Here is a 24,542-nt window from a genome sequence, read left to right on the forward strand (position 1 = left end):
GCATGAGCGAAAATCAAACGTACGACTCGTCCAGCATTAAAGTGCTGAAAGGACTCGATGCCGTACGCAAGCGTCCCGGAATGTACATCGGCGATACAGACGACGGTAGCGGTCTGCATCACATGGTATTCGAAGTGGTTGATAACTCGATCGACGAAGCATTGGCAGGCCATTGCGACGACATCAGTATCATCATTCACCCTGACGAATCGATCACGGTCCGCGACAACGGCCGCGGTATTCCTGTAGACGTGCACAAAGAGGAAGGCGTATCGGCAGCCGAGGTCATCATGACCGTGCTTCACGCTGGCGGTAAGTTCGACGACAACTCGTACAAGGTATCCGGCGGCCTGCACGGCGTAGGTGTCTCTGTAGTAAACGCGCTCTCGGAAATTCTGCTGCTGACCGTGCGTCGCAGCGGCAAGATCTGGGAACAGACCTATGTTCATGGTGTTCCACAGGAACCGATGAAGATCGTAGGTGAAAGCGATACCACGGGTACTCAGATCCACTTCAAGCCTTCTGCAGACACGTTCAAGAACATCCACTTCAGCTGGGACATTCTGGCCAAGCGGATACGTGAACTGTCGTTCCTGAACTCCGGTGTCGGCATCATGCTGAAGGATGAGCGCAGCGGTAAGGAAGAGCTGTTCAAGTACGAAGGCGGTCTGCGCGCATTCGTTGAATACCTGAACACCAACAAGACGCCGGTCAACGAAGTGTTCCACTTCAACGTCCAGCGTGACGATGGGGTGGGCGTCGAGATCGCGTTGCAGTGGAACGACAGCTTCAACGAGAACCTGTTGTGCTTCACAAACAACATTCCGCAGCGCGACGGTGGTACTCACCTGGTCGGCTTCCGCTCCGCGCTGACCCGTAACCTGAACAACTACATTGAGCAGGAAGGTCTGGCCAAGAAGCACAAGGTCGCCACCACCGGTGACGATGCGCGTGAAGGTCTGACAGCGATCATCTCCGTTAAAGTGCCCGATCCCAAGTTCAGCTCGCAGACCAAAGACAAGCTGGTTTCGTCTGAAGTCAAAACCGCCGTTGAACAAGAGATGGGTAAATACTTCTCGGACTTCCTGCTGGAAAACCCAAACGAAGCCAAGGCTGTTGTCGGCAAGATGATCGACGCTGCGCGCGCTCGTGAAGCCGCTCGCAAGGCCCGCGAAATGACTCGCCGTAAAGGCGCATTGGACATCGCAGGTCTGCCAGGCAAACTTGCTGACTGCCAAGAGAAAGACCCTGCCCTCTCCGAACTCTACTTAGTGGAAGGGGACTCTGCTGGCGGATCAGCCAAGCAGGGGCGTAACCGTAAAACCCAGGCCATCCTGCCGCTCAAGGGTAAGATCCTGAACGTTGAAAAAGCGCGTTTCGACAAGATGATCTCTTCGCAGGAAGTGGGCACCTTGATCACAGCGCTGGGCTGCGGTATTGGCCGTGAAGAGTACAACATCGACAAGTTGCGTTATCACAACATCATCATCATGACCGATGCTGACGTCGACGGTTCTCACATCCGTACGTTGCTGCTGACCTTCTTCTTCCGTCAGCTTCCCGAGCTGATCGAGCGTGGCTACATCTACATCGCTCAGCCGCCGCTGTACAAGGTCAAGAAAGGCAAGCAGGAGCAGTACATCAAAGACGACGAGGCCATGGAAGAGTACATGACCCAGTCGGCTCTGGAAGACGCCAGCCTGCACCTCAGCGAGTCGGCTCCGGGCATCTCCGGTGAGGCGCTGCAGCGTCTGGTCAACGACTTCCGCATGGTCATGAAGACGCTCAAGCGTCTGTCGCGCCTGTACCCTCAGGAACTGACCGAACACTTTGTCTACCTGCCTCCAGTCACGCTTGAGCAGCTTTCCGACCACGCTGCCATGCAGTCCTGGCTGGATCTGTTCGATGCGCGCCTGCGCACCGGTGAGAAGTCGGGTCTGGTCTACAAGGCCAGCCTGCGCGAAGACCGTGAACGTAACGTCTGGCTGCCAGAGGTCGAACTGATCTCCCACGGTCTGTCGAACTACGTCACCTTCAACCGCGACTTCTTCGGCAGCAACGATTACAAGACTGTCACCGCCCTGGGCCTGCAGATCAGCTCGCTGCTGGAAGAAGGCGCCTACGTGCAACGTGGTGAGCGCAAGAAGCAGGTGACGGAGTTCAAGGATGCCCTCGCCTGGCTGATGGCCGAAAGCACCAAGCGCCACACCATTCAGCGATACAAAGGTCTGGGTGAGATGAACCCGGATCAGCTGTGGGAAACCACCATGGACCCAAGCGTGCGCCGCATGCTTAAGGTCACTATCGAAGACGCCATCGGCGCTGATCAGATCTTCAACACCCTGATGGGTGATGCGGTCGAGCCACGTCGTGACTTCATCGAGAGCAATGCGCTGGCAGTGTCCAACCTGGACTTCTGATCCAGAACGCATGCTTCACCCTCAACCCCGGCGAAAGCCGGGGTTTTTGTTTGCATGCGTTCTGGAATTGTTACCGGATTACAGGATCAGGCAAGAGACACGTCAACTCTCGCAAAACCGAATCCGGTTCCCGAATGGATCATAAACCTCAAGCACTCTCCCCCACCCCTGCTCCACGATATCGGGACGTCCATACCCATAACGCTTGGCCTGTAATTCATCGCGAAGCATGTCGATGTTCTGAGTGGGAATAAATACTGTCGATCCAGGGCTGCTATCGCCGTGATGCTCTGAGAGGTGGATCCGCAAACCGTCCCTGATGATGCCCAGATACAACGGCAGATCCGCTTCGAAGCGGTGCTCGAACTCCACGCTGAAGGCCAGGAAGTCCAGGTAAAACTCACGGGCCTTGGCTTCGTCGAACATCCGAAATATCGGTATCGGGCTTTTGAAGGTAGTGGCGGTGGGCTGAGGCGTTTCTTGAGGCAGCAGGGCCGAGGCCGTGTTCCAGTCCTTGTAGCCGAGTTGCCGGGAAACCAGCTCCAGCGCTTCAGAGTGGGACACGTTCTGATCCCGTGCTGCCAGCGCTGCACGCAGCGTCTTGGCCAGCTGTTTGGCGTTCTCGATGGATGACATCATTTCTCCCTGAGTCGAAGCATGCAGGTGCCCGCGTTGCCAAGCCTCGACCGGTCGATAACGATGCAGTTGAGTTGGGAGTCGCAATGCTTTCACCTTCCTTGCGGAGCGAGCGGCGGGCAGCATCGGCCTGAGCTGGATAGTACACAGGCAACATTCGAAGCGAAAGTCGGCAACTGTGTGCAGAAGCTCGGGGTGCCTGGTTTCTATGAAAACCGTCATTTGAAAGGCAATAAAAAACCGACCTCAAACGGGTCGGTTTTTTTATATCACCAAAACTTATGCACGTTTTTGGCTTGTTAATGGCTTTAAGAAATAAATAAAGCTATCAATAGGTTACGTGCATTTTTCAGCGCTTATCAAAAAAGCGTACACAGGTTATCCACAAAATCAGGCCGGGACTTTTTCGCCGCTCGCTACCGGTGCAGCCGGGGAGCCCAGTGCACGCTGAGTGTCCTCATTCCACGTCTGAACGCGCTCATTCAGTGCGGCGATGGCACGGGGTCCTGTGCCTTCGGCGTACATCGGCTCGCCGATCACGACCTGAATCGTGCCGGGCTTTTTCGCCCAGCCGTCTCTCGGCCAGTACTTGCCTGCGTTGTGGGCTATCGGCAGCACTGGAAGATCGGCGTTGACCGCCAGTGCCGTACCGCCGCGGGAAAACTTGCCCACCTGGCCATACGGCACTCGGGTGCCTTCCGGGAAGATCAAAACCCAGATTCCGTCCTTGAGCAGTTCGTCGCCCTTTTTGGCGATCGCCTTCAGCGCAGCCTTGGGGTTATCACGATCAATCGCGATAGGACGAAGCATGGCCATGGCCCAGCCAAAGAACGGGACGTAGAGCAACTCGCGCTTGAGCACCTGGCTCATTGGCTCGAAGTACGCCGACAGGAAGAAGGTTTCCCACGTGCTCTGATGGTTGGAGATGATCACGCAGGGTGTCTTCGGAACGTTCTCAGCGCCGGTGACTTCGACCTTGATGTCGAGGAACACACGGGTCAGCCAAATGGCGCAGCGGCACCAGTAGACGTTGATGAATCGATAACGAGCCTTGAATGGCATGAATGGCGCGATGAAAAAGCTCAACGTGCACCACAGCAGCGAGCTGGTGCCCAGCAACAGGTAGAAGAAGAAAGTCCTGATTGCCTGCATGATCGACATAGTTACGTTTACCGTACGGGCAGGTGCCCGCTCCTTGAGCGCTTCAAGCCGAACTTAGGGAGTATTCAGCGAAACGCTAGTGTGGATAAGCTCTGCGGCAACCGCCGCCAGATCGTCAAAAACAAGGGTGCCGGTCGGCACGTCGCCAGCCAGGGTCTTCTGACCTTTGCCGGTCTTTACCAGAACAGGCTGACAATCGACGGCCAAAGCCGCCTGCAGGTCACCTTTGCTGTCGCCCACAAACCATAGACCCTTCAGGTCGACTGCGTAATGTCGGGCGATGGTCTGCAACATGCCGGGCCGGGGCTTGCGGCAGTCGCAGCCTTCGTCTGGCCCATGCGGGCAGTAGACGATCAAACCAACCTCGCCACCCTGCTCTGTCACAAGCTCGCGCAGTCGCGCGTGCATGGCGTCCAGAGTGGCCAGATCGTAATAACCTCTGGCAATGCCGGACTGGTTGGTGGCGATGGCCACCGTCCAGCCAGCCTTGCTCAGCGCTGCGATCGCCTGGATCGAGCCGGGAATGGGAATCCACTCTTCCACCGACTTTATGTAAGCGTCGGAGTCATGGTTGATCACTCCATCCCGATCCAGTATCAGCAGTTTCAACATCGACCCCTTGTCAGCCCAGCAGCGAGATATCGGCAACGCCGAGGAACAGGCCACGCAGGCGGGCCAGCAGTGCATAGCGGTTGGCACGCACGTTGGCATCTTCGGCGTTGACCATCACCGCTTCGAAGAACGCATCGACCGGCTCACGCAGACTGGCCAGACGCGCCAGCGATTCGCTGTACTGGCGCTCGGCGGCCATTGGCTGCACAGCGTGGTCGGCTTGCTGGATCGCGGAGTACAGCGAGAACTCGTTGGCGTTGTCGAAGTACTTGGGCTCGACGGTCTGGGCGATGTTGCCCTCGGCCTTGCTCAGCAGGTTCGATACGCGCTTGTTCACCGCTGCCAGTGCGGCTGCCTGTGGCAGCTTGCGGAATGCCTGAACGGCCTGCACACGCTGATCGAAGTCCAGCGCAGAACCTGGCTGCAGCGCACGGACCGACAGGTACACGGCTACTTCGACGCCTTCGTCTTCGTAACGCGCACGCAGACGGTCGAAGATGAACTCCAGCACCTGCTCTGGCAGACCGGCCGGCTTGACCTTGGCACCGAACTGAGTGACTGCGAATTTCACCGTTTCGATCAGGTCCAGGTCCAGCTTCTTCTCGATCAGAATGCGCAGGATACCCAGCGCTGCGCGACGCAGAGCATAGGGGTCCTTGCTGCCGGTGGGCAGCATGCCGATACCGAAGATGCCCACGAGTGTGTCGAGCTTGTCTGCGATGGCAACCGCTGCACCGGTCAGGGTGGTCGGCAGTTCAGCACCTGCGCCACGAGGCATGTACTGCTCGTTCAGCGCCAGAGCCACGTCTTCAGCCTCGCCGTCGGCCTTGGCGTAGTAGTAGCCTGCCACGCCCTGCATCTCGGGGAACTCGCCAACCATCTCGGTCGACAGGTCGCACTTGGACAGCAGGCCCGCACGCGCTGCACGCTGAGCGTCGCCGCCGATGCGTGGCGCGATGTAGGCGGCCAGTTTCGAAACGCGCTCGGCCTTGTCGTAGACACTGCCCAACTGAGCCTGGAACACGACGTTCTTCAGGCGCTCGTTGAAGGTCTCCAGCTTCTGCTTCTTGTCCTGCTTGAAGAAGAACTCAGCGTCGGTCAGGCGTGGACGAACCACCTTCTCGTTACCGGCGATGATCTGCGCCGGGTCCTTGCTTTCGATGTTTGCGACGGTGATGAAACGTGGCAACAGCTTGCCGTCGGCATCCAGCAGGCAGAAATACTTCTGGTTGTCCTGCATGGTGGTGATCAGCGCTTCCTGAGGCACCTCGAGGAAACGTTCTTCGAACGAGCACACCAGCGGCACTGGCCATTCGACCAGACCGGTGACTTCGTCCAGCAGGCTTGGCGGCACGATGGCGGTGCCTTCCTGTTGGGTGGCCAGTTCTTCGACGCGCTTGCTGATGATCTGGCGACGCTCGTTGAAGTCAGCCAGTACGTTGGCGGCACGCAGGTCGCTCAGGTAGCCGGCAGGCGAGGAGATACGCACATCTTCCGGATGGTGGAAGCGGTGACCACGGGAATGACGACCCGAGGTCTGAGCCAGGATTGTGCAATCGACAACCTGATCGCCGAACAGCATCACCAGCCACTGGGTCGGGCGCACGAACTCTTCCTTGCGAGCACCCCAGCGCATGCGCTTGGCAATCGGCAGGTCGTTCAGCGAGTCTTCGACGATGGTAGGCAGCAGCGACACGGTCGGCTTGCCGACGATGTTCTGGCTGTAACGAAGCTTCGGGCCGCTCTGATCGATTTCGCTCAGGTCAACGCCGCACTTCTTGGCGAAGCCCAGGGCGGCCTGAGTCGGATTGCCGTCGGCATCGAACGCGGCCTGACGTGGCGGGCCATCCAGATTGACGGCACGATCCGGTTGCTGCGTGGACAGCTCGGTGATCAGCACCGCCAGACGACGCGGTGCGGCGTAGACCTGTTTGGCGCTGTAAGTCAGGCCGGCGCTCTGCAGGCCCTTCTCGATACCGGCCAGAAACGCGTCGGCCAGTGAACTCAGGGTCTTGGGTGGCAGCTCTTCGGTGCCCAGTTCGACCAGAAAATCTTGAGCACTCATTGTGCAGCCTCCAGCTTAGCCAACACTTCGTCGCGCAGATCGGGTGGCGCCATCGGGAAACCGAGTCTGGCGCGAGCTTGCAGATAAGCCTGAGCCACCGAGCGAGCCAGTGTGCGCACGCGCAGGATGTATTGCTGACGCGCGGTCACGGAGATGGCGCGACGGGCATCCAGCAGGTTGAAGGTGTGCGAGGCCTTGAGGACCATTTCGTAACCTGGCAACGGCAGCTCGAGTTCGATCAGGCGGGCCGCTTCACTTTCGTAGAAATCGAACAGCTCGAACAGTTTGTCGACGTTGGCGTGCTCGAAGTTGTAGGTCGATTGCTCAACCTCGTTCTGATGGAACACATCGCCGTAAGTCACTTTGCCGAACGGACCGTCGGCCCAGACCAGATCGTAGACCGAGTCCACGCCCTGCTGGTACATGGCCAGACGCTCCAGGCCGTAGGTGATTTCGCCGGTGACCGGATAGCATTCCAGCCCGCCGACCTGCTGGAAGTAGGTGAACTGCGACACTTCCATGCCGTTGAGCCAGATTTCCCAGCCCAGACCCCAGGCGCCCAGCGTCGGCGATTCCCAGTTGTCTTCGACGAAGCGCACGTCGTGCACCAGCGGATCGAGGCCGATGTGCTTGAGCGAGCCCAGGTACAGTTCCTGAAAGTTGTCAGGGTTCGGCTTCAGGATCACCTGAAACTGATAGTAGTGCTGCAGGCGGTTGGGGTTCTCGCCATAGCGGCCATCTGTAGGACGACGGCTTGGCTGTACGTAGGCGGCATTCCAGGTTTCCGGGCCTACGGCGCGCAGAAACGTGGCGGTGTGGAAAGTGCCGGCGCCTACTTCCATATCGTAGGGCTGAAGTACCACACAACCTTGTTCTGCCCAGTATTGCTGGAGGGCGAGGATCAAGTCTTGGAAGGTACGCACGGCTGGCGTAGGCTGGCTCACAAATTTCACCTGTGCTGGGCTGCGATTCAAAGAGCGGGAGTATACCCGATTCGGCTGCACGTCCACCCTTGGGAGCCCTATGACACGCTGCTTTTGGTGCAACGAAGACCCCCTTTACATCGCTTATCACGATCAGGAGTGGGGCGTGCCGCTGCGCGACGCGCAGAAGCTCTTCGAGTTGCTTTTGCTCGAAGGGTTCCAGGCCGGCCTTTCCTGGATCACGATTCTCAAACGACGCGCCCGATATCGCGAGGTGCTGTTCGGTTTCGATGCCGAGCGTCTGGCGCAACTGACCGATGCTGAGATCGATGCGCTGATGCTCGATCCAACCATCATTCGCAACCGGCTCAAGCTCAGGGCCGTGCGTACCAACGCCAGGGCCTGGCTGGCGCTGAAGGAACCGGTGGATCTGCTCTGGTCGTTTGTCGGCGGTCAGCCGAAGGTCAACCATTTCAAGGATCGCAGCGAAGTGCCTGCCATCACCGCTGAAGCCGAAGCGATGAGCAAGGCACTGAAGAAAGCCGGCTTCACGTTCGTCGGTCCGACCATTTGTTATGCCTACATGCAGGCCAGCGGAATGGTCATGGACCACACCGTTGACTGTGATCGGTACGCGATCCTGAGCCGCTGACGGTACAATGCCTGCCTCAAGAATCCGGGAGTGATCTGTGGAAAAGTTCAAAGGCGCCATGATGGTCGGGGCGTTACGCCTGTTTGCCCTCCTGCCCTGGCGTGCCGTGCAGTGGGTCGGCACCGCCATCGGCTGGCTGATGTGGAAACTTCCCAACCGTTCGCGCGAAGTGGCGCGGATCAATCTGTCCAAGTGTTTCCCCGAGCTGAGCGAGCCCGAGCTTGAAAAGCTGGTGGGCAGAAGCCTCATGGACATTGGCAAGACGTTGACCGAAAGCGCTTGTGCATGGATCTGGCCTGCACAGAAATCGATCAATCTGGTGCGTGAAGTCGAAGGGCTCGACGTGCTCAAGGAGGCGCTGGCGTCCGGCAAGGGCGTGGTCGGGATCACCAGCCACCTGGGCAACTGGGAAGTGCTCAACCATTTCTATTGCAGCCAGTGCAAGCCGATCATTTTCTACCGTCCGCCGAAGTTGAAGGCTGTGGATGATCTGCTGCGCAAGCAACGGGTACAACTGGGCAACCGCGTAGCGGCGTCTACCAAGGAAGGCATCCTCAGCGTCATCAAGGAAGTCCGCAAAGGCGGTTCGGTGGGCATCCCCGCAGATCCTGAGCCGGCGGAGTCCGCCGGCATCTTTGTGCCCTTCTGCGGCACAATGGCGCTGACCAGCAAGTTCGTGCCCAACATGCTGGCAGGCGGCAAGGCAGTCGGCGTCTTCCTGCACGCCATGCGCCTGCCGGACGGTTCGGGTTACAAGGTTGTACTGGAAGCGGCCCCTGAAGCCATGTACAGCACTGACACCGAAACGTCGGCAGCGGCGATGAGCAAAGTGGTCGAGAAGTATGTACGCGCTTACCCGAGCCAGTACATGTGGACCATGAAGCGCTTCAAGAAGCGTCCCGAGGGTGAGAAGCGCTGGTACTGATCTGGCGCTTCACTCGCCGACTTGCGGGATCAGGCCTATCGGGACGCGGAGCGTCCCGACGGCATGTGCAGCGAACTATCGGTCTGCTCAGAAAAAGCTCAAACCCACCTGGAACAGCCGCTCTACGTCGCGGATGTACTTTTTATCCACAAGGAACATGATCACCTGATCGCCGGATTCGATCACGGTGATGTCGTGGGCGATGAGGACTTCTTCGTTGCGGATGATCGCGCCAATCATGGTGCCGGTCGGCAGATTGATGTCCTTGATGGCGCGGCCGATGACCTTGCTGGATTTCGAGTCGCCGTGTGCCACGATCTCGATGGCTTCGGCTGCACCCCGGCGCAGAGAGTGGACACTGACGATGTCGCCGCGTCGTACGTGGGCCAGCAAGGTTCCGATGGTCGCCAGTTGCGGGCTGACCGCGACATCGATTTCCCCGCCCTGCACCAGATCCACATACGCCGAGTTGTTGATCAGGGTCATCACTTTGCGTGCGCCCAGCCGTTTGGCGAGCAGCGACGACATGATGTTGGCTTCATCGTCATTGGTCAGGGCCAGGAACAGGTCGGTATTGCCGATGTTTTCCTCGATCAGCAGGTCGCGATCCGAGGAACTGCCTTGCAGCACGACCGTGTTGTCCAGGTTCTCCGAGAGGTAACGGCAGCGTGCCGGGTTCATCTCGATGATCTTGACCTGGTAGCGGCTCTCGATGGCTTCCGCCAGGCGCTCGCCGATGTTGCCGCCGCCAGCGATCACGATGCGTTTGTAGCTTTCGTCCAGGCGCCGCATTTCGCCCATCACCGCACGAATGTCAGCCTTGGCGGCCACGAAGAAGACTTCGTCGTCGGCTTCGATGACGGTATCGCCCTGAGGCAGGATGGGGCGGTCGCGGCGGAAAATCGCGGCGACGCGGGTTTCAACATTGGGCATGTGCGCCTTGAGCTGGCGCAGTTGCTGGCCCACCAGCGGCCCGCCGTAGTACGCCTTGACCGCGACCAGCTGAGCCTTGCCCTCGGCAAAGTCGATCACTTGCAGGGCACCGGGGTATTCGATCAGGCGCTTGATGTAATTGGTGACCACCTGCTCCGGGCTGATCAGCACGTCCACTGGAATAGCGCTGTTGTCGAACAGCTCCGAGCGTGTCAGGTAAGCGGCTTCACGCACTCGCGCAATTTTGGTCGGCGTGTGAAACAGCGTGTACGCGACCTGACAGGCGATCATGTTGGCTTCATCGCTGCTGGTCACGGCGACCAGCATGTCGGCGTCGTCGGCACCGGCCTGGCGCAGTACAGCCGGGTAGGAGCCTTTGCCCTGCACGGTCCGGATGTCCAGCCGGTCGCCCAGGTTGCGCAACCGATCACCGTCCGTGTCGACCACGGTGATGTCGTTGGCTTCGCCTGCCAAATGCTCGGCCAGCGTGCCGCCGACCTGACCTGCACCCAGGATGATGATTTTCAACCGTTCACTCCGTGGAAATTCCTGGGCACTGTCGCCCGTTGCATCCTCAAGCCCGCGCCGCGGCGATCTTGATCAGTTTGGCGTAGTAGAAACCATCGTGGCCGCCTTGCTGGGCCAGCAACTGGCGACCATGCGGCTGTTTGATGCCCGCTTCGCTGGCGATATCCAGCTCCCTTGCCCCGGAAGTGCGGGCCAGAAAGGCTTCGACCACTTCGGTATTTTCCGTCGGCAGTGTCGAGCACGTGGCGTAGATCAGCATGCCGCCCACCTCAAGCGTAGGCCACAGGGCATCGAGCAGCTCACCTTGCAGCGTGGCGAGCGCGATGATGTCGTCTGGCTGACGCGTCAGCTTGATGTCCGGATGGCGACGGATCACGCCAGTTGCCGAACACGGGGCATCGAGCAGGATGCGCTGGAATGGCTTGCCGTCCCACCACTGCGCGGTTTCCCGGGCATCGGCGGCGATCAGTTCGGCATCCAGGCCGAGGCGGTCGAGATTCTCGCGAACACGCACCAGACGCTTGGCTTCCAGATCCACGGCCACCACGCCCTTCAGTTGCGGCTGTACTTCCAGAAGATGGCAGGTCTTGCCGCCCGGTGCGCAGCAGGCGTCGAGCACGCGTTGGCCGGGGGCAAGCTCCATCAGGTCAGCGGCCAGTTGCGCGGCTTCGTCCTGAACACTGATCCAGCCTTCGGCAAAACCGGGCAGCGAGCGTACGTCGCAGGGCTCGGCGAGCACGATGGCGTCCTGACTGAACGTGCAGGCGCTGGCTTCAAGACCTGCAGCCTTCAACAATTCAAGGTATTGATCGCGGCTGTGGTGACGACGATTGACCCGCAGGATCATCGGTGGATGAGCATTGTTGGCGGCGCAGATTGCTTCCCAGTGTTCAGGCCATGCGGCTTTCAGGGCTTTCTGCAGCCAGCGCGGATGGGCCGTGCGCACGACCGGGTCATGTTCCAGCTCGATCAGCAGTGCTTCGCCTTCGCGCTGTGCGTTGCGCAATACGGCGTTGAGCAAACCCTTCGCCCAGGGTTTTTTCAGCTTGTCGGCACAGCCCACGGTTTCGCCAATCGCGGCGTGAGCAGGCATGCGGCTGTAGAACAGCTGATACAGACCGACCAGCAGCAAGGCTTCGACGTCGGCATCGGCCGCCTTGAACGGCTTTTGCAGCAGTTTGGCTGCGAGGGCCGACAAACGTGGTTGCCAGCGCGCGGTGCCGAATGCCAGGTCCTGAGTCAGGCCGCGATCACGCAGCTCGACCTTGTCCAGTTGCGTGGGCAGTGAACTGTTCAGCGATGCCTTGCCGCTGAGAACAGCGGCCAAGGCTTTGGCCGCGGCCAGACGCGGGTTCATTGGCCCAGCACCGTGCCGACGGCGAATTTCTCGCGGCGGCTGTTGAACAGGTCGGTAAAGCTCAGTGGCTTGCCCCCCGGCAGTTGCAGGCGAGTCAGGCGCAGGGCGTTCTCGCCGCAGGCGACGATCAGACCTTCCTTGCTGGCACTCAGAATCGTGCCCGGCGCGCCCTGCCCTTCGACCAGATCGGCGACCAGATCAGCGGCCAGAACTTTCAATGCTTCGGTGTTCAACGTGCTGTGACAGATCGGCCATGGATTGAACGCACGCACCAGGCGCTCCAGCTCATCGGCCGGACGCGTCCAGTCGATGCGCGCTTCGTCCTTGTTCAATTTGTGAGCGTAGTTGGCCAAGCTGTCGTCCTGAACCTCGCCGATCAGCGAGCCGTCTGCCAGCCCGGCAATGGCTTGCAACACTGCGGGCGGGCCGAGCTCAGCCAGACGATCATGAAGCGTACCTCCGGTGTCCTGCGCAGTAATCGGGGTTACGGCCTTGAGCAGCATGGGGCCTGTGTCGAGACCGGCCTCCATGCGCATCACCGTCACGCCACTTTCGGCGTCACCCGCCTGAACGGCACGCTGAATGGGCGCGGCGCCGCGCCAGCGTGGCAGCAGAGAGGCGTGGCTGTTGATGCAGCCCAGACGCGGAATATCCAGCACCACCTGCGGCAGGATCAGGCCGTAGGCGACCACCACCATCAGGTCCGGCTTCAACGCCGCCAGCTCTGCCTGGGCTTCGGGTGCTCGCAGCGTCGGCGGCTGCATGACAGGCACGTTATGCTCGAGCGCCAGCTGCTTGACCGGGCTGGGCATCAGTTTTTGTCCACGACCGGCCGGGCGATCAGGCTGGGTGTAGACCGCAACGATCTGATAAGGGCTGTCGAGCAGGGCCTTGAGGTGTTCGGCGGCGAATTCCGGAGTGCCGGCGAAGACGATGCGCAGTGGCTCAGTCATGGACTTCTCGTTCTGGAAAAAGAAAAAGGCCTTCGACAGGCCTTTTGGGTGATGACGGATCAGGCGTTGAGCTTGTGCTGCTTTTCCAGCTTCTTCTTGATCCGGTCACGCTTGAGGTTGGAGAGGTAGTCGACGAACAGCTTACCGTTCAGGTGATCGCACTCATGCTGAATGCAGATCGCCAACAGACCTTCAGCCACCAGTTCGTAAGGCTCGCCGTCGCGGCCCAGCGCCTTGATGCGGACTTTTTGCGGGCGGTCGACGTTCTCGTAGAAACCGGGCACCGACAGGCAGCCTTCCTGATACTGATCCATTTCATCGGTCAGCGTTTCGATTTCAGGGTTGATGAATACGCGCGGCTCGCTGCGATCTTCACTCAGGTCCATCACCACCACACGCTTGTGGACGTTGACCTGGGTCGCTGCCAGCCCGATGCCAGGCGCTTCGTACATGGTTTCAAACATGTCGTCGACCAACTGGCGAATGCCGTCGTCTACTATCGCCACAGGTTTGGCGATGGTGCGCAGGCGCGAATCGGGAAATTCGAGGATGTTTAAAATAGCCATATACGTAAGAGCTGCACTGTTAAGGTAAAGTCAATGTCGGCTGCGGGCTCGGACGTCAAAGCGGGCAGCCCATGATGGGACTCTATTGTTCACGCGAGGCAACATGATAAAGGGATTCACCGCATGAGGAAATCACTACTCGCCTTGCTGCTGTTGACCGCCAGCGGTCTTGTCCAGGCGCAAGTGCAGCTCAGGGAAGGCCATCCGCAGACTTATACCGTCGCCACAGGCGACACCCTCTGGGATATTTCCGGCAAGTTTTTGCGTGAACCGTGGAAGTGGCGCGAGATATGGCGCGCCAACCCGCAGGTACGCGATCCCGATCTGATCTACCCGGGCGACACGCTTTCGCTCTCCTACGTCGATGGCCAGCCACGCGTGACATTGAACCGGGGCGAGTCCCGAGGCACGATCAAATTGTCACCGCGTGTGCGCAGCACGCCGATGGTCGAGGCGATCCCCAGTATCCCGCTGGGCGCCATCAATGCGTTTCTGATCAGCAACCGGATTGTCGATAACGTCGAGCAGTTCCAGCAGGCGCCTTACATCGTTGCCGGCAACGCCGAGCGCGTGCTCAGCGGCAGTGGCGATCGGGTCTATGCGCGCGGCGCACTGGATCCGGCTCATACCGTTTATGGCATTTTTCGGCAGGGCAAGGTTTACACCGATCCCGACACTGACGAGGTGCTGGGCATCAATGCCGACGACATCGGGGGCGGTGAAGTCGTGGCCACCGAGGGCGACGTATCCACGCTGATGCTTCAGCGCTCGACTCAGGAAGTAAGGCTGGGCGACCGTCTGTTCGCCAGTGAAGAGCGGGCGATCAATTCGACCTTCATGCCCAGCGCTCCTCAGACGCCGGTGGAAGGATTGATTCTGGATGTGCCACGCGGTGTGACTCAGATTGGTGTCATGGACGTGGTCACGCTGAACAGAGGACGGCGCGACGGCCTGACCGAAGGCAACGTGTTGGCAATCTACAAGACCGGAGAAAGAGTGCGTGACCGGGTCACCGGCGAGTCGGTGAAGATCCCGGACGAGCGGTCGGGACTGCTGATGGTGTTCCGCACCTACGACAAGCTTAGTTACGCCTTGGTCCTGCACGCCAATCGATCTTTGGCCATTATGGACAAGGTCCGTAACCCATAGCGCCATGTTGCAGTTTTGATACGGATTTTTCCTGAGGCGCGCCCACTTATCATATTGTTGTCAACAGAGTTATCCACAGGTTTGTGCACTGCTTGAGGTGCACAATTGATCAAGGACGATCTCATGCCGCTGTTCGAAAAAGCCGTTCCGTCGCCCTCGGAGCTGGAAGCGCGTCTTCGCTTGCATCGTTTGCCGGAAGTCGGCCTGAAACGCTTCTCCCGATTGATTGATGCCTTCGGCAGCGCGTCAGCGGCACTCTCCGCACCCGCCAGCGCATGGCGGGCGCTGGGTCTTCCAACGGCCAGCGCAGAGGCTCGCCGCGACCCGTCGGTACGCGATGGTGCAAGCGCCGCACTGGCCTGGCTGGAGCGTCCCGGCCAGCATTTACTGATGTGGGACGACCCTGGCTACCCTGCCTTGCTGGCGCAGATCGCCGATCCGCCGCCCCTGCTGTTCATTGCCGGTGACCCTTCAATTCTTGATCGACCGCAGTTGGGAATGGTCGGCAGCCGACGTGCATCCAGACCTGGGCTGGACACTGCCGCAGCGTTCGCCCGAAGTCTGGCCGGTGCCGGTTTTGTGATCACCAGCGGTCTGGCACGCGGTATCGACGGTGCTGCACATCAGGGCGCACTGGATGTCGGAGGCCTTACCATCGGCGTCCTGGGCACGGGACTCGAAAAACTTTATCCACAGCAGCATCGGACACTCGCCGCGCAGATGGCCGCGCAGGGCGGCGCTGTGATTTCCGAGTTCCCTCTGGACGCTCAAGCGCAGCCCAGTAACTTTCCGCGGCGCAATCGAATCATCAGCGGCTTGTCCCTTGGTGTGCTGGTGGTTGAGGCCAGTATCGCCAGCGGTTCGCTGATCACGGCACGTCTTGCAGCGGAACACGGGCGCGAGGTGTATGCGATACCAGGCTCGATCCACCACCCAGGTGCCAAAGGGTGTCACCAGTTGATTCGTGATGGCGCAACACTGGTCGAGACGGTCGATCACATTCTGGAGGGCTTGCAACACTGGCACGTGACTGCCCCCGACAACGCCGACTCTGCTCCAGTCTCTGCCTGCGATCACCCGCTGCTCGACTTGCTTCACGCCGCGCCCCACACCAGCGAGGGCTTGTCGGTCTCAATCGGCTGGCCGTTACCCAAGGTGCTCGCGGCACTCACCGAGCTTGAACTCGACGGAAGGATCAGCAGTGAAGCCGGACGATGGTTCGCCAGAGCCCCCTGAGGTTAAACTGCCGCCAGGATTTCGTGGAGAGACGACAATGGTCAGCAGTTGGCGTGTGCAACAAGCCGCTCGTGATATTCGAGCCGGAGCAGTCATCGCCTACCCGACCGAGGCAGTCTGGGGGCTGGGGTGCGACCCATGGGACGAAGAGGCGGTCTATCGCCTGCTGGCAATCAAGTCACGGCCTGTGGAAAAAGGACTGATTCTGATCGCCGATAACATTCGCCAGTTCGACTTCCTGTTCGAGGACTTTCCCGAGCTGTGGCTGGACCGCATGGCCAGCACCTGGCCCGGCCCGAACACCTGGCTGGTGCCCCATCAGAATCTGTTGCCGGAGTGGATTACCGGGATTCACGAGACTGTCGCCCTGCGCGTAACAGATCACCCGACGGTGCGTGAACTGTGCGCGCTGGTCGGTCCGTTGATCTCGACATCCGCCAACCCTGCGGGCCGGCCTGCTGCCAGGTCGCGGTTGCGCGTCGAGCAGTATTTCCGTGGCCAGATCGATCTGGTGCTCGGTGGCAGCCTGGGCGGTCGCCGAAACCCTAGCGTGATTCGCGATATTGCAACCGCGCAGGTCGTTCGCGCGGGCTGAGCCGAACGCGAACGACGGCACGCTTCACGGGATCAGAATGGTCGATCCCGTGGTGCGACGGGCAGACAGCTCAATGTGTGCCTGTGCTGCATCGGCGAGCGCGTACTGCTTGATCTCGCCAACCTTCAGTTTGCCGCTGGCGAGCATGTCGAACAGCTCGTCGGCCATGGTCTGCAGGTTTTGCGCGTTATTGGCGTAGCTTCCCAGCGTCGGGCGGGTGACGTAGAGCGAGCCCTTCTGCGAGAGGATGCCCAGGTTTACCCCGGAGACCGCTCCGGAAGCATTGCCGAAACTCACCATCAGACCGCGCGGCGCAACGCAATCCAGCGACGTGAGCCAGGTATCCTTGCCGACACCGTCGTAGACCACCGGGCATTTGCGGCCGTCTGTCAGCTCCAGCACTCGCTTGGCGACATCTTCATGGCTGTAATCAATGGTTTCCCAGGCGCCCAGCGCTTTGGCGTGCGCCGCTTTCTCCGGCGTGCTGACCGTGCCGATCAGTTTTGCGCCCAACGCCTTGGCCCATTGGCAGGCCAGCGAACCCACGCCGCCAGCGGCAGCATGAAAAAGGATGATCTCGCCCGGTTTGACCTGATACGTCTGGCGCAGCAGGTATTGAACGGTCAGTCCCTTGAGTATCACGGCGGCGGCCTGCTCGAAGCTGATCGCGTCAGGCAGCTTCACCAGATTGGCTTCCGGTAACGCATGAACATCGCTGTAACTGCCGAGCGGCCCCGTGCCGTAGGCAACCCGGTCACCGACCGCAAAGCGCGTCACTTCAGCGCCCACGGCCTCGACCACGCCTGCCCCTTCGGTGCCCAGGCCGGACGGCAATTCGGGTGCCGGATACAGACCACTGCGGTAGTAGGTATCAATGAAGTTCAGGCCGATGGCCTTGTTGCGTACAAGCACTTCCTGCGGACCAAGCGCTTCGGGCTCGAAGTCGATGTATTCAAGTACCTCGGGTCCTCCGACAGTGCTGAACTGGATACGCTTTGTCATTGTTCTCTCCATGATTAAACAGACTGCAAAACGGCTATCCAACTCCTTCCCCCGACCCTCGTCAACTGCCACACCCGTCTGCCGATGGTATGCTACGCGCCAATTTGCCTGCGCCGCTTGTGTTCCGTGGGCTCAGCCGTTTGAAGTCAGCCGTAAGGGATCGCCATGAGTACCCGTACCGAGGCCGTGAAGGCTTACCTGCTCGACCTGCAGGATCGCATCTGTACTGCGCTTGAGCAGGAAGATGGCAACGCGCACTTCGTCGAAGACGCCTGGACTCGTCCGGCAGGCGGTGGTGGCCGTACGCGCGTGATCGAGAACGGCGCGGTCATCGAGAAAGGCGGCGTGAATTTCTCTCACGTCTTCGGCAGCAACCTGCCTCCTTCGGCCAGTGCGCATCGTCCCGAACTGGCCGGACGTGGTTTCGAGGCGCTGGGTGTGTCGCTGGTCATCCATCCGCATAACCCGCATGTGCCGACGTCCCACGCCAACGTACGGTTTTTCATCGCCGAGAAAGAAGGCGAGGAACCGGTCTGGTGGTTCGGTGGCGGTTTCGATCTGACGCCCTACTACGGCGTCGAAGAAGACTGCATCCACTGGCACCGGGTTGCCGAGCGGGCCTGTGCGCCGTTTGGCGATGATGTCTATCCGCGCTACAAGGCCTGGTGCGACAGCTACTTCCACCTCAAGCATCGCGATGAACCGCGCGGGATCGGCGGTCTGTTTTTCGATGATGTAAACCAGTGGGATTTCGAGACCAGCTTTGCGTTCATCCGGGCGATTGGCGATGCGTTCATCAACGCTTATCTGCCGATCGTGCGCCGCCGCAAGGCCAACGCCTACACCGTTCAGCAACGCGAATTTCAGGAATTCCGCCGCGGGCGCTATGTGGAATTCAATCTGGTGTATGACCGCGGCACGTTGTTCGGTTTGCAATCGGGTGGCCGTACCGAATCGATCCTGATGTCGTTGCCGCCGCAAGTGCGCTGGGGCTACGACTGGAAGGCTGCGCCCGGCAGTGAAGAGGCTCGCCTGACCGAGTACTTCCTGACGGATAGGGACTGGCTGGCTGAGGAATGATTGCACTGTGCAGTCAAGCCCGTGGAAGGCTTCACCACGTCTCCAGGCACCCACCGGGAGTCGTGGGAGCTTTTCTTCAGTGGGCTGAACGTCGTTTGCGAGACCGAGCGCTGCAGGCGCTGCAATACATCAACAGGAACCACAATGGACCAGTACGTCGTCTTCGGTAACCCCATCGGCCACAGCAAGTCGCCACTGATTCATCGTCTGTTCGCCGGGCAGACCGGGCAGGCGCTGGATTATCAGGCATCGCTGGCCCCGCTGGACGATTTTACTGCGTTCGCTCGGGCGTTTTTCCTGCAAGGACGTGGCGCCAACGTCACAGTCCCGTTCAAGGAAGAAGCCTTTCGGCTTGCCGACAGCCTGACCGAACGGGCCCGGCGGGCAGGTGCGGTCAACACCTTGAGCAGGCTCGACGACGGCTCTGTGTTGGGTGACAACACTGACGGCGCCGGCCTGGTGCGCGACCTGACCATCAATTGCGGCGTCAGTCTACGCGGGCAGCGCATTCTGTTGCTGGGTGCGGGCGGAGCCGTTCGCGGTGCGCTGGAACCGCTGCTTGCACAACAGCCGCTGGCGCTGGTGATTGCCAATCGCACGGTGGAAAAAGCTGAAAAACTGGCTCAGGAATTCGCGGACCTCGGCCCTGTATTTGCCAGCAGCTTCGACTGGCTTCAGGAGTCGGTGGACGTGATCATCAACGCCACCTCCGCGAGCCTTGCCGGTGAACTGCCGCCGATCTCACCCAGCCTGATCGAGCCGGGCCATACCTTCTGCTACGACATGATGTATGGCAAGGAGCCTACGGCGTTCTGCCGCTGGGCCACTGAGCAGGGCGCTGCGCAGTCGGTCGATGGCCTGGGCATGCTCGTCGAACAGGCTGCTGAAGCTTTTCTGCTGTGGCGCGGTGTCCGCCCTGACTCAGCGCCGGTGCTTGCCGAACTGCGCGGGCAGTTGGCCGGCTGAGGCTGCCCGGGACGCTTTCGATCAACCTTTAATCCTCAAACACAATCGGGCATTGATCGGCACCTTCCAGCTTGTGCAGTTCCTCGATCACCTGCGGTCTCGCATGGCGCAGCACCAGCGCCCTGCCCTGTCTGGCCAGGCGGCGCGCTTCCTGATGCAGCATTTCGACACCTGAATAATCAATGAAGTTGATCTGTTGCGCCTCGATCACTACACGCTGGCCCTGGGTGCGTTGCAGGCGGGTTTGCAGGTAGTGGCTGGCGCCGAAGAAGATCGAGCCGCCGATGCGCAGGATGTCCTCGTCGCCTTCACGCAGCTGCTGCACGCGCGGCTGCGAGGTGCGTTTGAGGTAAAAGAACAGTGAAGCCAGCACGCCCGCGTAAATAGCCGTCTGCAGCTCCAGCAGCAAGGTGGCCAGGCAGGTCAGCGCCATCACGAAGAACTCCGAGCGACTGACCCGGAACAACGCCGTAATACCACGACGATCAATAAGCCCCCAACAGATCAGCAGAATGGACGCCGCCATGCTGGGGATCGGTATGTGCGCGACTACCGAAGCCCCGGCAACCGCAAACAATGCGACCCACAAAGCCGAAAAAACCCCAGCCAGTGGCGAGCGGGCACCGGCTTCGTAGTTGAGCGCAGCACGCGTGAACGAGCCTGCCGACAGATAGCCGGAGAACAGCGGCCCGATCATGTTCGACAGGCCCTGTGCCCGGACTTCCTGGTTGGCGTTGAGCATCTGTTGCGAACGCGTCGACAGCGAGCGGGCAATCGACAGGCTGTTGACCAGCCCGAGCATGCCGACGGCTACGGCCGTCGGCAGCAGTTTGAGGATCAGCTCGGCATCCAGCGGCAGAGGGGCAAAGGGTGGCAGGCTTCCGGCAAAGGCGCTGACCAGCCTGACGTGGCCGAACATCGCAGGCCATAACCAGACCAGCAGGCTGCTCGCGACCAACGCGATCAGCAGCGTGGGCCAGCGCGGCACCAGCAACTTCAGGACAATGCCCAGCGTGAGGGTCACCAGACCCAGCGCGAGCGACAGCGTGTCGACCTCGCCCCGGTGCTCAAGCAATGCGGTCAGGCTGTCGAGGGCTGTGGTCTGGCTGGGCAGATTGATGCCCATCAAGTTGGGCATTTGCCCCAACGCGATCACGACAGCAGCCCCCAGCGTGAATCCGATCACCACCGAGTGCGAGACGAAATTCACCAGCGCACCGAAGCGCACCATGCCGAGCAGGAGCTGGAAGACCCCGGCAATGAACGTCAGTAACAGGATCAGGGTGATGTAATCCTGACTCGCCGGAACCGCAAGCGGGCTAACGCTGGCATACAGCACGATTGAGATGGCGGCGGTCGGGCCGCAGATCAGATGCCAGGAAGAGCCCCACAGGCAGGCGATGATCACTGGGACGATCGCGGCATACAGGCCGTACTCCGGAGGCAACCCTGCGATCAGCGCGTAGGCGATGGATTGCGGCAGGGCCAGAATGGCGCCGCTCAACCCCACTAATGCATCACGCCCGACGCTGGTGCGGGTCTGCTGAGGAAGCCAGGCCAGAAAAGGCAGGAATTTATGGCGGTTGAGCCAGCGCATCGGTCCCTCATGATTGGTGAATTGCTGCCAGATTACACGCCTGTGGCTCGACCTGATCGTGTACATGCCCTGTGCATGTTGTTAATTCTGCCTGAATAAACGCAGGCGTTAGTGTGGGAGCGGACTCGTCCGCGAGCGTTGCACTTCGGTCCATGCTTTTCTATCGCGTGTCAGCGCCTCGTCGCTGACACGTCTTGCGGCTGATATGGCGTCGATGGGTAGCAGATGCTTCAATCTAATTCATCACATAACACTTCGACGTTGCGACGTTCTGGTCCGACCCCATGCCGGCACCTTTGAGCATGCAGATGGCATAGTGTTTCTTGTTGAGCACCGTCACCACCGGGCCGTCCTGCGCCACGTAGGAAGACACCACTTTTGCGCCGTCATTGAGCATCTTCTCCAGAGAAACGTCGGTCGCTTCCAGCTTGGTCGGGACTTCCAGTGCATTGCCCACCACTTTGGCCCCGGTCTCTGGTGGCCAGCCCGCTGCCGAGGCGAAAGTCGTACTCAGGACGAAAGCCAGCGGAAGCGACATCAGTAATTTATTCATCAGTATTCTCCAGTTCAGCCGGTAGGTGCTGCACGGATGCAGCGACGCCCGTATTTAGCACGTACCCGCACGCGCTGAAGAAATGTGAGGAAAACTTAATCCGTCGCTACCTGTCTTGCAGGGCGGCGAGAACGTGTGTTCAAAGCTTCGCCTTCACCGCCGCCAGCGCTTCCTTGTCGTCGATGGTTTTCACCCCATCCAGCCATTTATCCAGTACCGCCGGGTTGGCCTTGATCCACGCCTTGGCAGCTTCGGTGTTGCTGACCTTCTTGTTCACCACATCGGCCATGATGGTGTTTTCCATGTCCAGCGTGAAGCTCAGATTGGTCAGGAGTTTGCCTACGTTCGGGCAGGCTTCGGCGTAGCCTTTACGGGTCAGGGTAAAGACAGAGCCGGTGTCTCCGAAGTATTTTTCGCCACCCTTAAGGTAATGCATGCCCTTGATCTGCACATTCATCGGGTGCGGGGTCCAGCCCAGAAACACCACGAACGATTTGCGCTTCACGTTACGATTGACCTCGGCGAGCATTGCCTGCTCGCTGGATTCCACCAGCTTCCAGCCGCCCAGATCGAACTCGTTCTTCTTGATGATTTCCTGAAGCGACAGGTTGGCGGGCGCGCCGGAGCCTATGCCGTAGATCTTCTTGCTGAACTTGTCGGCGAATGTGTTCAGGTCGGCGAAGGTGTGTACGCCCGCATCCCAGACGTAGTCGGGCACGGCCAGGGTAAATTCGGTACCTTCCAGGTTTTTCGCCAACTGGGTAACGTCACCGGTGGCCACGAATTTGTCGTAGAAGCCCTGCTGCGCCGGCATCCAGTTGCCCAGAAAAACGTCCAGTTGTCCGTCTTTCAGACCACCGTAGGCAATCGGCACCGCAAGGGTGTCGACCTTGGTCTTGTAACCGAGGCCTTCAAGCACAACGCTGGTGATTGCATTCGTGGCGGCGATGTCGCTCCAGCCAGGGTCTGCCATCCGGACGGTGCTGCAACTGGCATCTGCGGCGTGGACCGCAACGCTCCCCAACGTCATGACACTGACCGCCAGTGTGGTGAATAGCTTTCTCATCGGTGTACCCCTTTTGATTTTTTGGTGTGGGCAGGGTCAGGGTTGCGGATAACGTGCCTTGCGCTCCAGATCGTCCAGATCAATGTGGTTGCGCATGTATTGCTGACTGGCGTCGACCAGTGGCTGGTGATCCCAACTCTTCAGCTTGCCGGTTGCCAGCGATTTGGCGACGAAGCGCCGCCTGCGCTGGCTAGCGAGCACCTGATGGTGTATCGCCGGTATGTCCCATCTGGCCCGTGCTTCGGCCAGGAAGTCGTTGAACAGTTGTTGATAGTCGGGTGACTGGCTCAGGTCCTCCAGTTCCTCCGGATCGTTCTTCACATCGAACAGCAGGCAGGGATCCTGCTCCGAATAGATGAATTTGTAGGCGCCGCGACGGATCATCATCAACGGGCTGGTCGTGCCTTCGGCCATGTATTCGCCAAAGACTTCATCGTGACCGGCCTTGCCTTTCAGGTGCGGCAGCAGGGAGCGACCGTCCAGCGGCAATCCTTTGTCCAGCTTGCCGTCGGCCAGATCGACGAAGGTCGGCAACAGGTCGGCGGTGGACACTGAGGCTTTCACGCGACGTGGCTTGAACTGGCCAGGCGCGTACACCACCAACGGCACGCGCGCGGCCATCTCGAACCAGTGCATTTTGTACCAGAGGCCCTTCTCGCCCAGCATGTCGCCGTGATCGCCGGAGAACACCACGATGGTGTCTTCGGCCAGCCCTACCTCGGAAAGCGTCTGCATCAATTTGCCGACGTTCATGTCAATGTAGCTGCAGGCGCCGAAGTAGGCGCGCCGCGCATCGCGGATCTTGTGCGCCGGCATGGGTTTGTCCCACAGGTCATAGACCTTGAGCAGGCGTTTCGAATGCGGATCCAGCGCGCTCTGATTGGCGTGCAGCGGCGGCATCGGTATTTCGACGTCGTCGTACAGGTCCCAGAACGGTCGGGTGATGGTATACGGGTCGTGGGGGTGGGTCATCGAGACCGTCAGGCAAAACGGCGCATCGCCGTCCTCGCGCACGTGGTCATAAAGGTACTGCTGCGCCTTGAAGACGACTTCCTCATCGAAATCCAGCTGATTGGTGCGTACGCAGGGCCCGGCCTGCAGCACTGACGACATGTTGTGATACCAGGTTGGGCGTACGTCCGGCTCGTCCCAGTTCACGGCCCAGCCGTAATCCGCCGGGTAGATGTCGCTGGTGAGGCGTTCTTCGTAGCCGTGCAACTGATCCGGTCCGCAGAAATGCATCTTGCCGGCCAGTGCCGTCTTGTAGCCCTGAGCCCGCAGGTAGTGAGCGTAGGTCGGAACGTCAGCCGGGAAATCGGCAGCGTTGTCGTACGCGCCGATCTTGCTGGGTAACTGGCCGCTGACCAGCGTAAACCGCGAGGGTGCACACAGCGGGCTGTTGCAATACGCCGAATCGAACACCACGCCTTGAGCGGCGAGGCGGGACAGGTTCGGCATCAGAATCGGCGAGGGGGCGTAGAACGGCAGCATCGGCGCGGCCATTTGATCGGCCATGATGAACAGAATATTTTTGCGCTTCATGTAATCGCTGCATCCCATAGTGAAG

At 60.0% G+C, this 24,542-nt stretch carries 22 protein-coding genes; 8 read left to right on the plus strand and 14 right to left on the minus strand.

Annotation, left to right across the window (positions count from 1 at the left end):
• Positions 1-2: 2 nt before the first annotated feature.
• Positions 3-2,420, plus strand: coding sequence for a DNA topoisomerase (ATP-hydrolyzing) subunit B (gyrB, locus tag KDX39_RS10725; RefSeq protein WP_004882454.1), 2,418 nt, complete (start codon positions 3-5; stop codon positions 2,418-2,420).
• Positions 2,421-2,522: 102 nt separating this feature from the next.
• Here the strand turns inward: gyrB and KDX39_RS10730 are convergent, their stop codons facing one another.
• The 5 genes from KDX39_RS10730 to glyQ form a co-directional block, all read right to left on the minus strand.
• Positions 2,523-3,056: a glyoxalase superfamily protein gene (locus KDX39_RS10730; protein ID WP_231660528.1), complete on the minus strand. Its 534-nt coding sequence runs from the start codon at positions 3,054-3,056 to the stop codon at positions 2,523-2,525.
• Positions 3,057-3,446: 390 nt separating this feature from the next.
• Positions 3,447-4,217, minus strand: a complete 771-nt coding sequence (locus KDX39_RS10735; protein ID WP_210041861.1) for a lysophospholipid acyltransferase family protein — start codon at positions 4,215-4,217, stop codon at positions 3,447-3,449.
• Between the two features lie 54 nt (positions 4,218-4,271).
• Positions 4,272-4,829 carry a D-glycero-beta-D-manno-heptose 1,7-bisphosphate 7-phosphatase gene (gene gmhB / locus KDX39_RS10740; protein WP_184322449.1) on the minus strand — a complete coding sequence of 186 codons (558 nt, stop codon included), beginning with the start codon at positions 4,827-4,829 and terminating at the stop codon, positions 4,272-4,274.
• A gap of 10 nt (positions 4,830-4,839) precedes the next feature.
• A complete protein-coding gene (gene glyS / locus KDX39_RS10745; protein ID WP_184322448.1) occupies positions 4,840-6,894 on the minus strand; it encodes a glycine--tRNA ligase subunit beta in 2,055 nt (684 codons plus the stop codon).
• Positions 6,891-7,838, minus strand: coding sequence for a glycine--tRNA ligase subunit alpha (gene glyQ, locus KDX39_RS10750; RefSeq protein ID WP_002551326.1), 948 nt, complete (start codon positions 7,836-7,838; stop codon positions 6,891-6,893). Before glyQ ends, glyS begins: the two co-directional genes overlap by 4 nt.
• Before the next feature lie 79 nt (positions 7,839-7,917).
• Here glyQ and KDX39_RS10755 point away from each other — a divergent pair, with 79 nt between their 5' ends.
• Both KDX39_RS10755 and KDX39_RS10760 read left to right on the plus strand, forming a co-directional pair.
• On the plus strand, positions 7,918-8,469 hold the full coding sequence (locus KDX39_RS10755) for a DNA-3-methyladenine glycosylase I (RefSeq protein WP_099231070.1): 552 nt from the start codon (positions 7,918-7,920) through the stop codon (positions 8,467-8,469).
• A 37-nt stretch (positions 8,470-8,506) separates the two neighbouring features.
• Positions 8,507-9,394 (plus strand): lysophospholipid acyltransferase, encoded by an 888-nt coding sequence (locus tag KDX39_RS10760; RefSeq protein WP_231660349.1) that lies wholly within the window; start codon positions 8,507-8,509, stop codon positions 9,392-9,394.
• A gap of 87 nt (positions 9,395-9,481) precedes the next feature.
• Here KDX39_RS10760 and trkA read toward each other — a convergent pair whose 3' ends face one another.
• The 4 genes from trkA to def are packed head-to-tail and all read right to left on the minus strand — an operon-like array spanning position 9,482 to position 13,731.
• The gene (gene trkA / locus KDX39_RS10765; protein ID WP_099231066.1) at positions 9,482-10,855 is read right to left on the minus strand and encodes a Trk system potassium transporter TrkA; all 1,374 of its coding nucleotides are present in this window, start codon (positions 10,853-10,855) and stop codon (positions 9,482-9,484) included.
• Positions 10,856-10,901: 46 nt separating this feature from the next.
• Positions 10,902-12,212 carry a 16S rRNA (cytosine(967)-C(5))-methyltransferase RsmB gene (gene rsmB, locus KDX39_RS10770; protein WP_231660350.1) on the minus strand — a complete coding sequence of 437 codons (1,311 nt, stop codon included), beginning with the start codon at positions 12,210-12,212 and terminating at the stop codon, positions 10,902-10,904.
• Positions 12,209-13,165, minus strand: coding sequence for a methionyl-tRNA formyltransferase (gene fmt / locus KDX39_RS10775; protein ID WP_231660352.1), 957 nt, complete (start codon positions 13,163-13,165; stop codon positions 12,209-12,211). The genes rsmB and fmt overlap by 4 nt, the downstream gene beginning before the upstream one ends.
• Before the next feature lie 59 nt (positions 13,166-13,224).
• Positions 13,225-13,731, minus strand: a complete 507-nt coding sequence (gene def, locus KDX39_RS10780; protein ID WP_210041867.1) for a peptide deformylase — start codon at positions 13,729-13,731, stop codon at positions 13,225-13,227.
• A gap of 123 nt (positions 13,732-13,854) precedes the next feature.
• Between def and KDX39_RS10785 the strand changes: the two genes are divergently transcribed.
• The 3 genes from KDX39_RS10785 to KDX39_RS10795 all read left to right on the plus strand — a co-directional run bounded on the left by KDX39_RS10785 (position 13,855) and on the right by KDX39_RS10795 (position 16,711).
• Positions 13,855-14,880, plus strand: coding sequence for a LysM peptidoglycan-binding domain-containing protein (locus KDX39_RS10785; RefSeq protein WP_099231058.1), 1,026 nt, complete (start codon positions 13,855-13,857; stop codon positions 14,878-14,880).
• A 123-nt stretch (positions 14,881-15,003) separates the two neighbouring features.
• Positions 15,004-16,116: a DNA-processing protein DprA gene (gene dprA, locus KDX39_RS10790; RefSeq protein ID WP_231660354.1), complete on the plus strand. Its 1,113-nt coding sequence runs from the start codon at positions 15,004-15,006 to the stop codon at positions 16,114-16,116.
• Between the two features lie 37 nt (positions 16,117-16,153).
• On the plus strand, positions 16,154-16,711 hold the full coding sequence (locus KDX39_RS10795) for an L-threonylcarbamoyladenylate synthase (RefSeq protein ID WP_099231054.1): 558 nt from the start codon (positions 16,154-16,156) through the stop codon (positions 16,709-16,711).
• Between the two features lie 24 nt (positions 16,712-16,735).
• Here the strand turns inward: KDX39_RS10795 and KDX39_RS10800 are convergent, their stop codons facing one another.
• Positions 16,736-17,713, minus strand: a complete 978-nt coding sequence (locus KDX39_RS10800) for an NADPH:quinone reductase (protein WP_231660355.1) — start codon at positions 17,711-17,713, stop codon at positions 16,736-16,738.
• A gap of 165 nt (positions 17,714-17,878) precedes the next feature.
• Here KDX39_RS10800 and hemF point away from each other — a divergent pair, with 165 nt between their 5' ends.
• Together hemF and aroE are read left to right on the plus strand one after the other, a co-directional pair.
• Complete coding sequence (hemF, locus tag KDX39_RS10805) at positions 17,879-18,793, plus strand: oxygen-dependent coproporphyrinogen oxidase (protein WP_099231052.1); 915 nt, start codon at positions 17,879-17,881, stop codon at positions 18,791-18,793.
• A 144-nt stretch (positions 18,794-18,937) separates the two neighbouring features.
• A complete protein-coding gene (aroE, locus tag KDX39_RS10810; RefSeq protein WP_184322444.1) occupies positions 18,938-19,759 on the plus strand; it encodes a shikimate dehydrogenase in 822 nt (273 codons plus the stop codon).
• Between the two features lie 28 nt (positions 19,760-19,787).
• On the opposite strand, the gene KDX39_RS10815 is transcribed toward aroE, so the two are convergent.
• The 4 genes from KDX39_RS10815 to betC form a co-directional block, all read right to left on the minus strand.
• Entirely contained in the window at positions 19,788-21,356 is a 1,569-nt protein-coding gene (locus KDX39_RS10815; protein WP_231660357.1) for a SulP family inorganic anion transporter, read from the minus strand.
• Positions 21,357-21,591: 235 nt separating this feature from the next.
• Positions 21,592-21,909, minus strand: a complete 318-nt coding sequence (locus KDX39_RS10820; protein WP_231660359.1) for a hypothetical protein — start codon at positions 21,907-21,909, stop codon at positions 21,592-21,594.
• Positions 21,910-22,048: 139 nt separating this feature from the next.
• Positions 22,049-22,975 carry a choline ABC transporter substrate-binding protein gene (locus tag KDX39_RS10825; RefSeq protein ID WP_231660360.1) on the minus strand — a complete coding sequence of 309 codons (927 nt, stop codon included), beginning with the start codon at positions 22,973-22,975 and terminating at the stop codon, positions 22,049-22,051.
• Between the two features lie 36 nt (positions 22,976-23,011).
• The gene (gene betC, locus KDX39_RS10830) at positions 23,012-24,517 is read right to left on the minus strand and encodes a choline-sulfatase (RefSeq protein WP_231660362.1); all 1,506 of its coding nucleotides are present in this window, start codon (positions 24,515-24,517) and stop codon (positions 23,012-23,014) included.
• Between the last annotated feature and the right edge of the window lie 25 nt (positions 24,518-24,542).

It is taken from the genome of Pseudomonas sp. CDFA 610 (assembly GCF_021147865.1).
Classification (GTDB): Bacteria; Pseudomonadota; Gammaproteobacteria; order Pseudomonadales; family Pseudomonadaceae; genus Aquipseudomonas; species Aquipseudomonas alliivorans.

Excerpts from the sequence above, each read along its gene's own strand:
- hemF (WP_099231052.1), top strand. The coding sequence starts at position 17,879 with ATGAGTACCCGTACCGAGGCCGTGAAGGCTTACCTGCTCGACCTGCAG.
- KDX39_RS10755 (WP_099231070.1), top strand. The coding sequence starts at position 7,918 with ATGACACGCTGCTTTTGGTGCAACGAAGACCCCCTTTACATCGCTTAT.
- KDX39_RS10800 (WP_231660355.1), bottom strand. The coding sequence starts at position 17,713 with ATGACAAAGCGTATCCAGTTCAGCACTGTCGGAGGACCCGAGGTACTT.
- betC (WP_231660362.1), bottom strand. The coding sequence starts at position 24,517 with ATGAAGCGCAAAAATATTCTGTTCATCATGGCCGATCAAATGGCCGCG.
- KDX39_RS10795 (WP_099231054.1), top strand. The coding sequence starts at position 16,154 with ATGGTCAGCAGTTGGCGTGTGCAACAAGCCGCTCGTGATATTCGAGCC.
- gyrB (WP_004882454.1), top strand. The coding sequence starts at position 3 with ATGAGCGAAAATCAAACGTACGACTCGTCCAGCATTAAAGTGCTGAAA.
- def (WP_210041867.1), bottom strand. The coding sequence starts at position 13,731 with ATGGCTATTTTAAACATCCTCGAATTTCCCGATTCGCGCCTGCGCACC.
- aroE (WP_184322444.1), top strand. The coding sequence starts at position 18,938 with ATGGACCAGTACGTCGTCTTCGGTAACCCCATCGGCCACAGCAAGTCG.
- fmt (WP_231660352.1), bottom strand. The coding sequence starts at position 13,165 with ATGACTGAGCCACTGCGCATCGTCTTCGCCGGCACTCCGGAATTCGCC.
- KDX39_RS10730 (WP_231660528.1), bottom strand. The coding sequence starts at position 3,056 with ATGTCATCCATCGAGAACGCCAAACAGCTGGCCAAGACGCTGCGTGCA.
- rsmB (WP_231660350.1), bottom strand. The coding sequence starts at position 12,212 with ATGAACCCGCGTCTGGCCGCGGCCAAAGCCTTGGCCGCTGTTCTCAGC.
- gmhB (WP_184322449.1), bottom strand. The coding sequence starts at position 4,829 with ATGTTGAAACTGCTGATACTGGATCGGGATGGAGTGATCAACCATGAC.
- KDX39_RS10735 (WP_210041861.1), bottom strand. The coding sequence starts at position 4,217 with ATGTCGATCATGCAGGCAATCAGGACTTTCTTCTTCTACCTGTTGCTG.
- KDX39_RS10820 (WP_231660359.1), bottom strand. The coding sequence starts at position 21,909 with ATGAATAAATTACTGATGTCGCTTCCGCTGGCTTTCGTCCTGAGTACG.
- glyS (WP_184322448.1), bottom strand. The coding sequence starts at position 6,894 with ATGAGTGCTCAAGATTTTCTGGTCGAACTGGGCACCGAAGAGCTGCCA.
- KDX39_RS10815 (WP_231660357.1), bottom strand. The coding sequence starts at position 21,356 with ATGCGCTGGCTCAACCGCCATAAATTCCTGCCTTTTCTGGCCTGGCTT.
- KDX39_RS10825 (WP_231660360.1), bottom strand. The coding sequence starts at position 22,975 with ATGAGAAAGCTATTCACCACACTGGCGGTCAGTGTCATGACGTTGGGG.
- dprA (WP_231660354.1), top strand. The coding sequence starts at position 15,004 with ATGCCGCTGTTCGAAAAAGCCGTTCCGTCGCCCTCGGAGCTGGAAGCG.
- KDX39_RS10785 (WP_099231058.1), top strand. The coding sequence starts at position 13,855 with ATGAGGAAATCACTACTCGCCTTGCTGCTGTTGACCGCCAGCGGTCTT.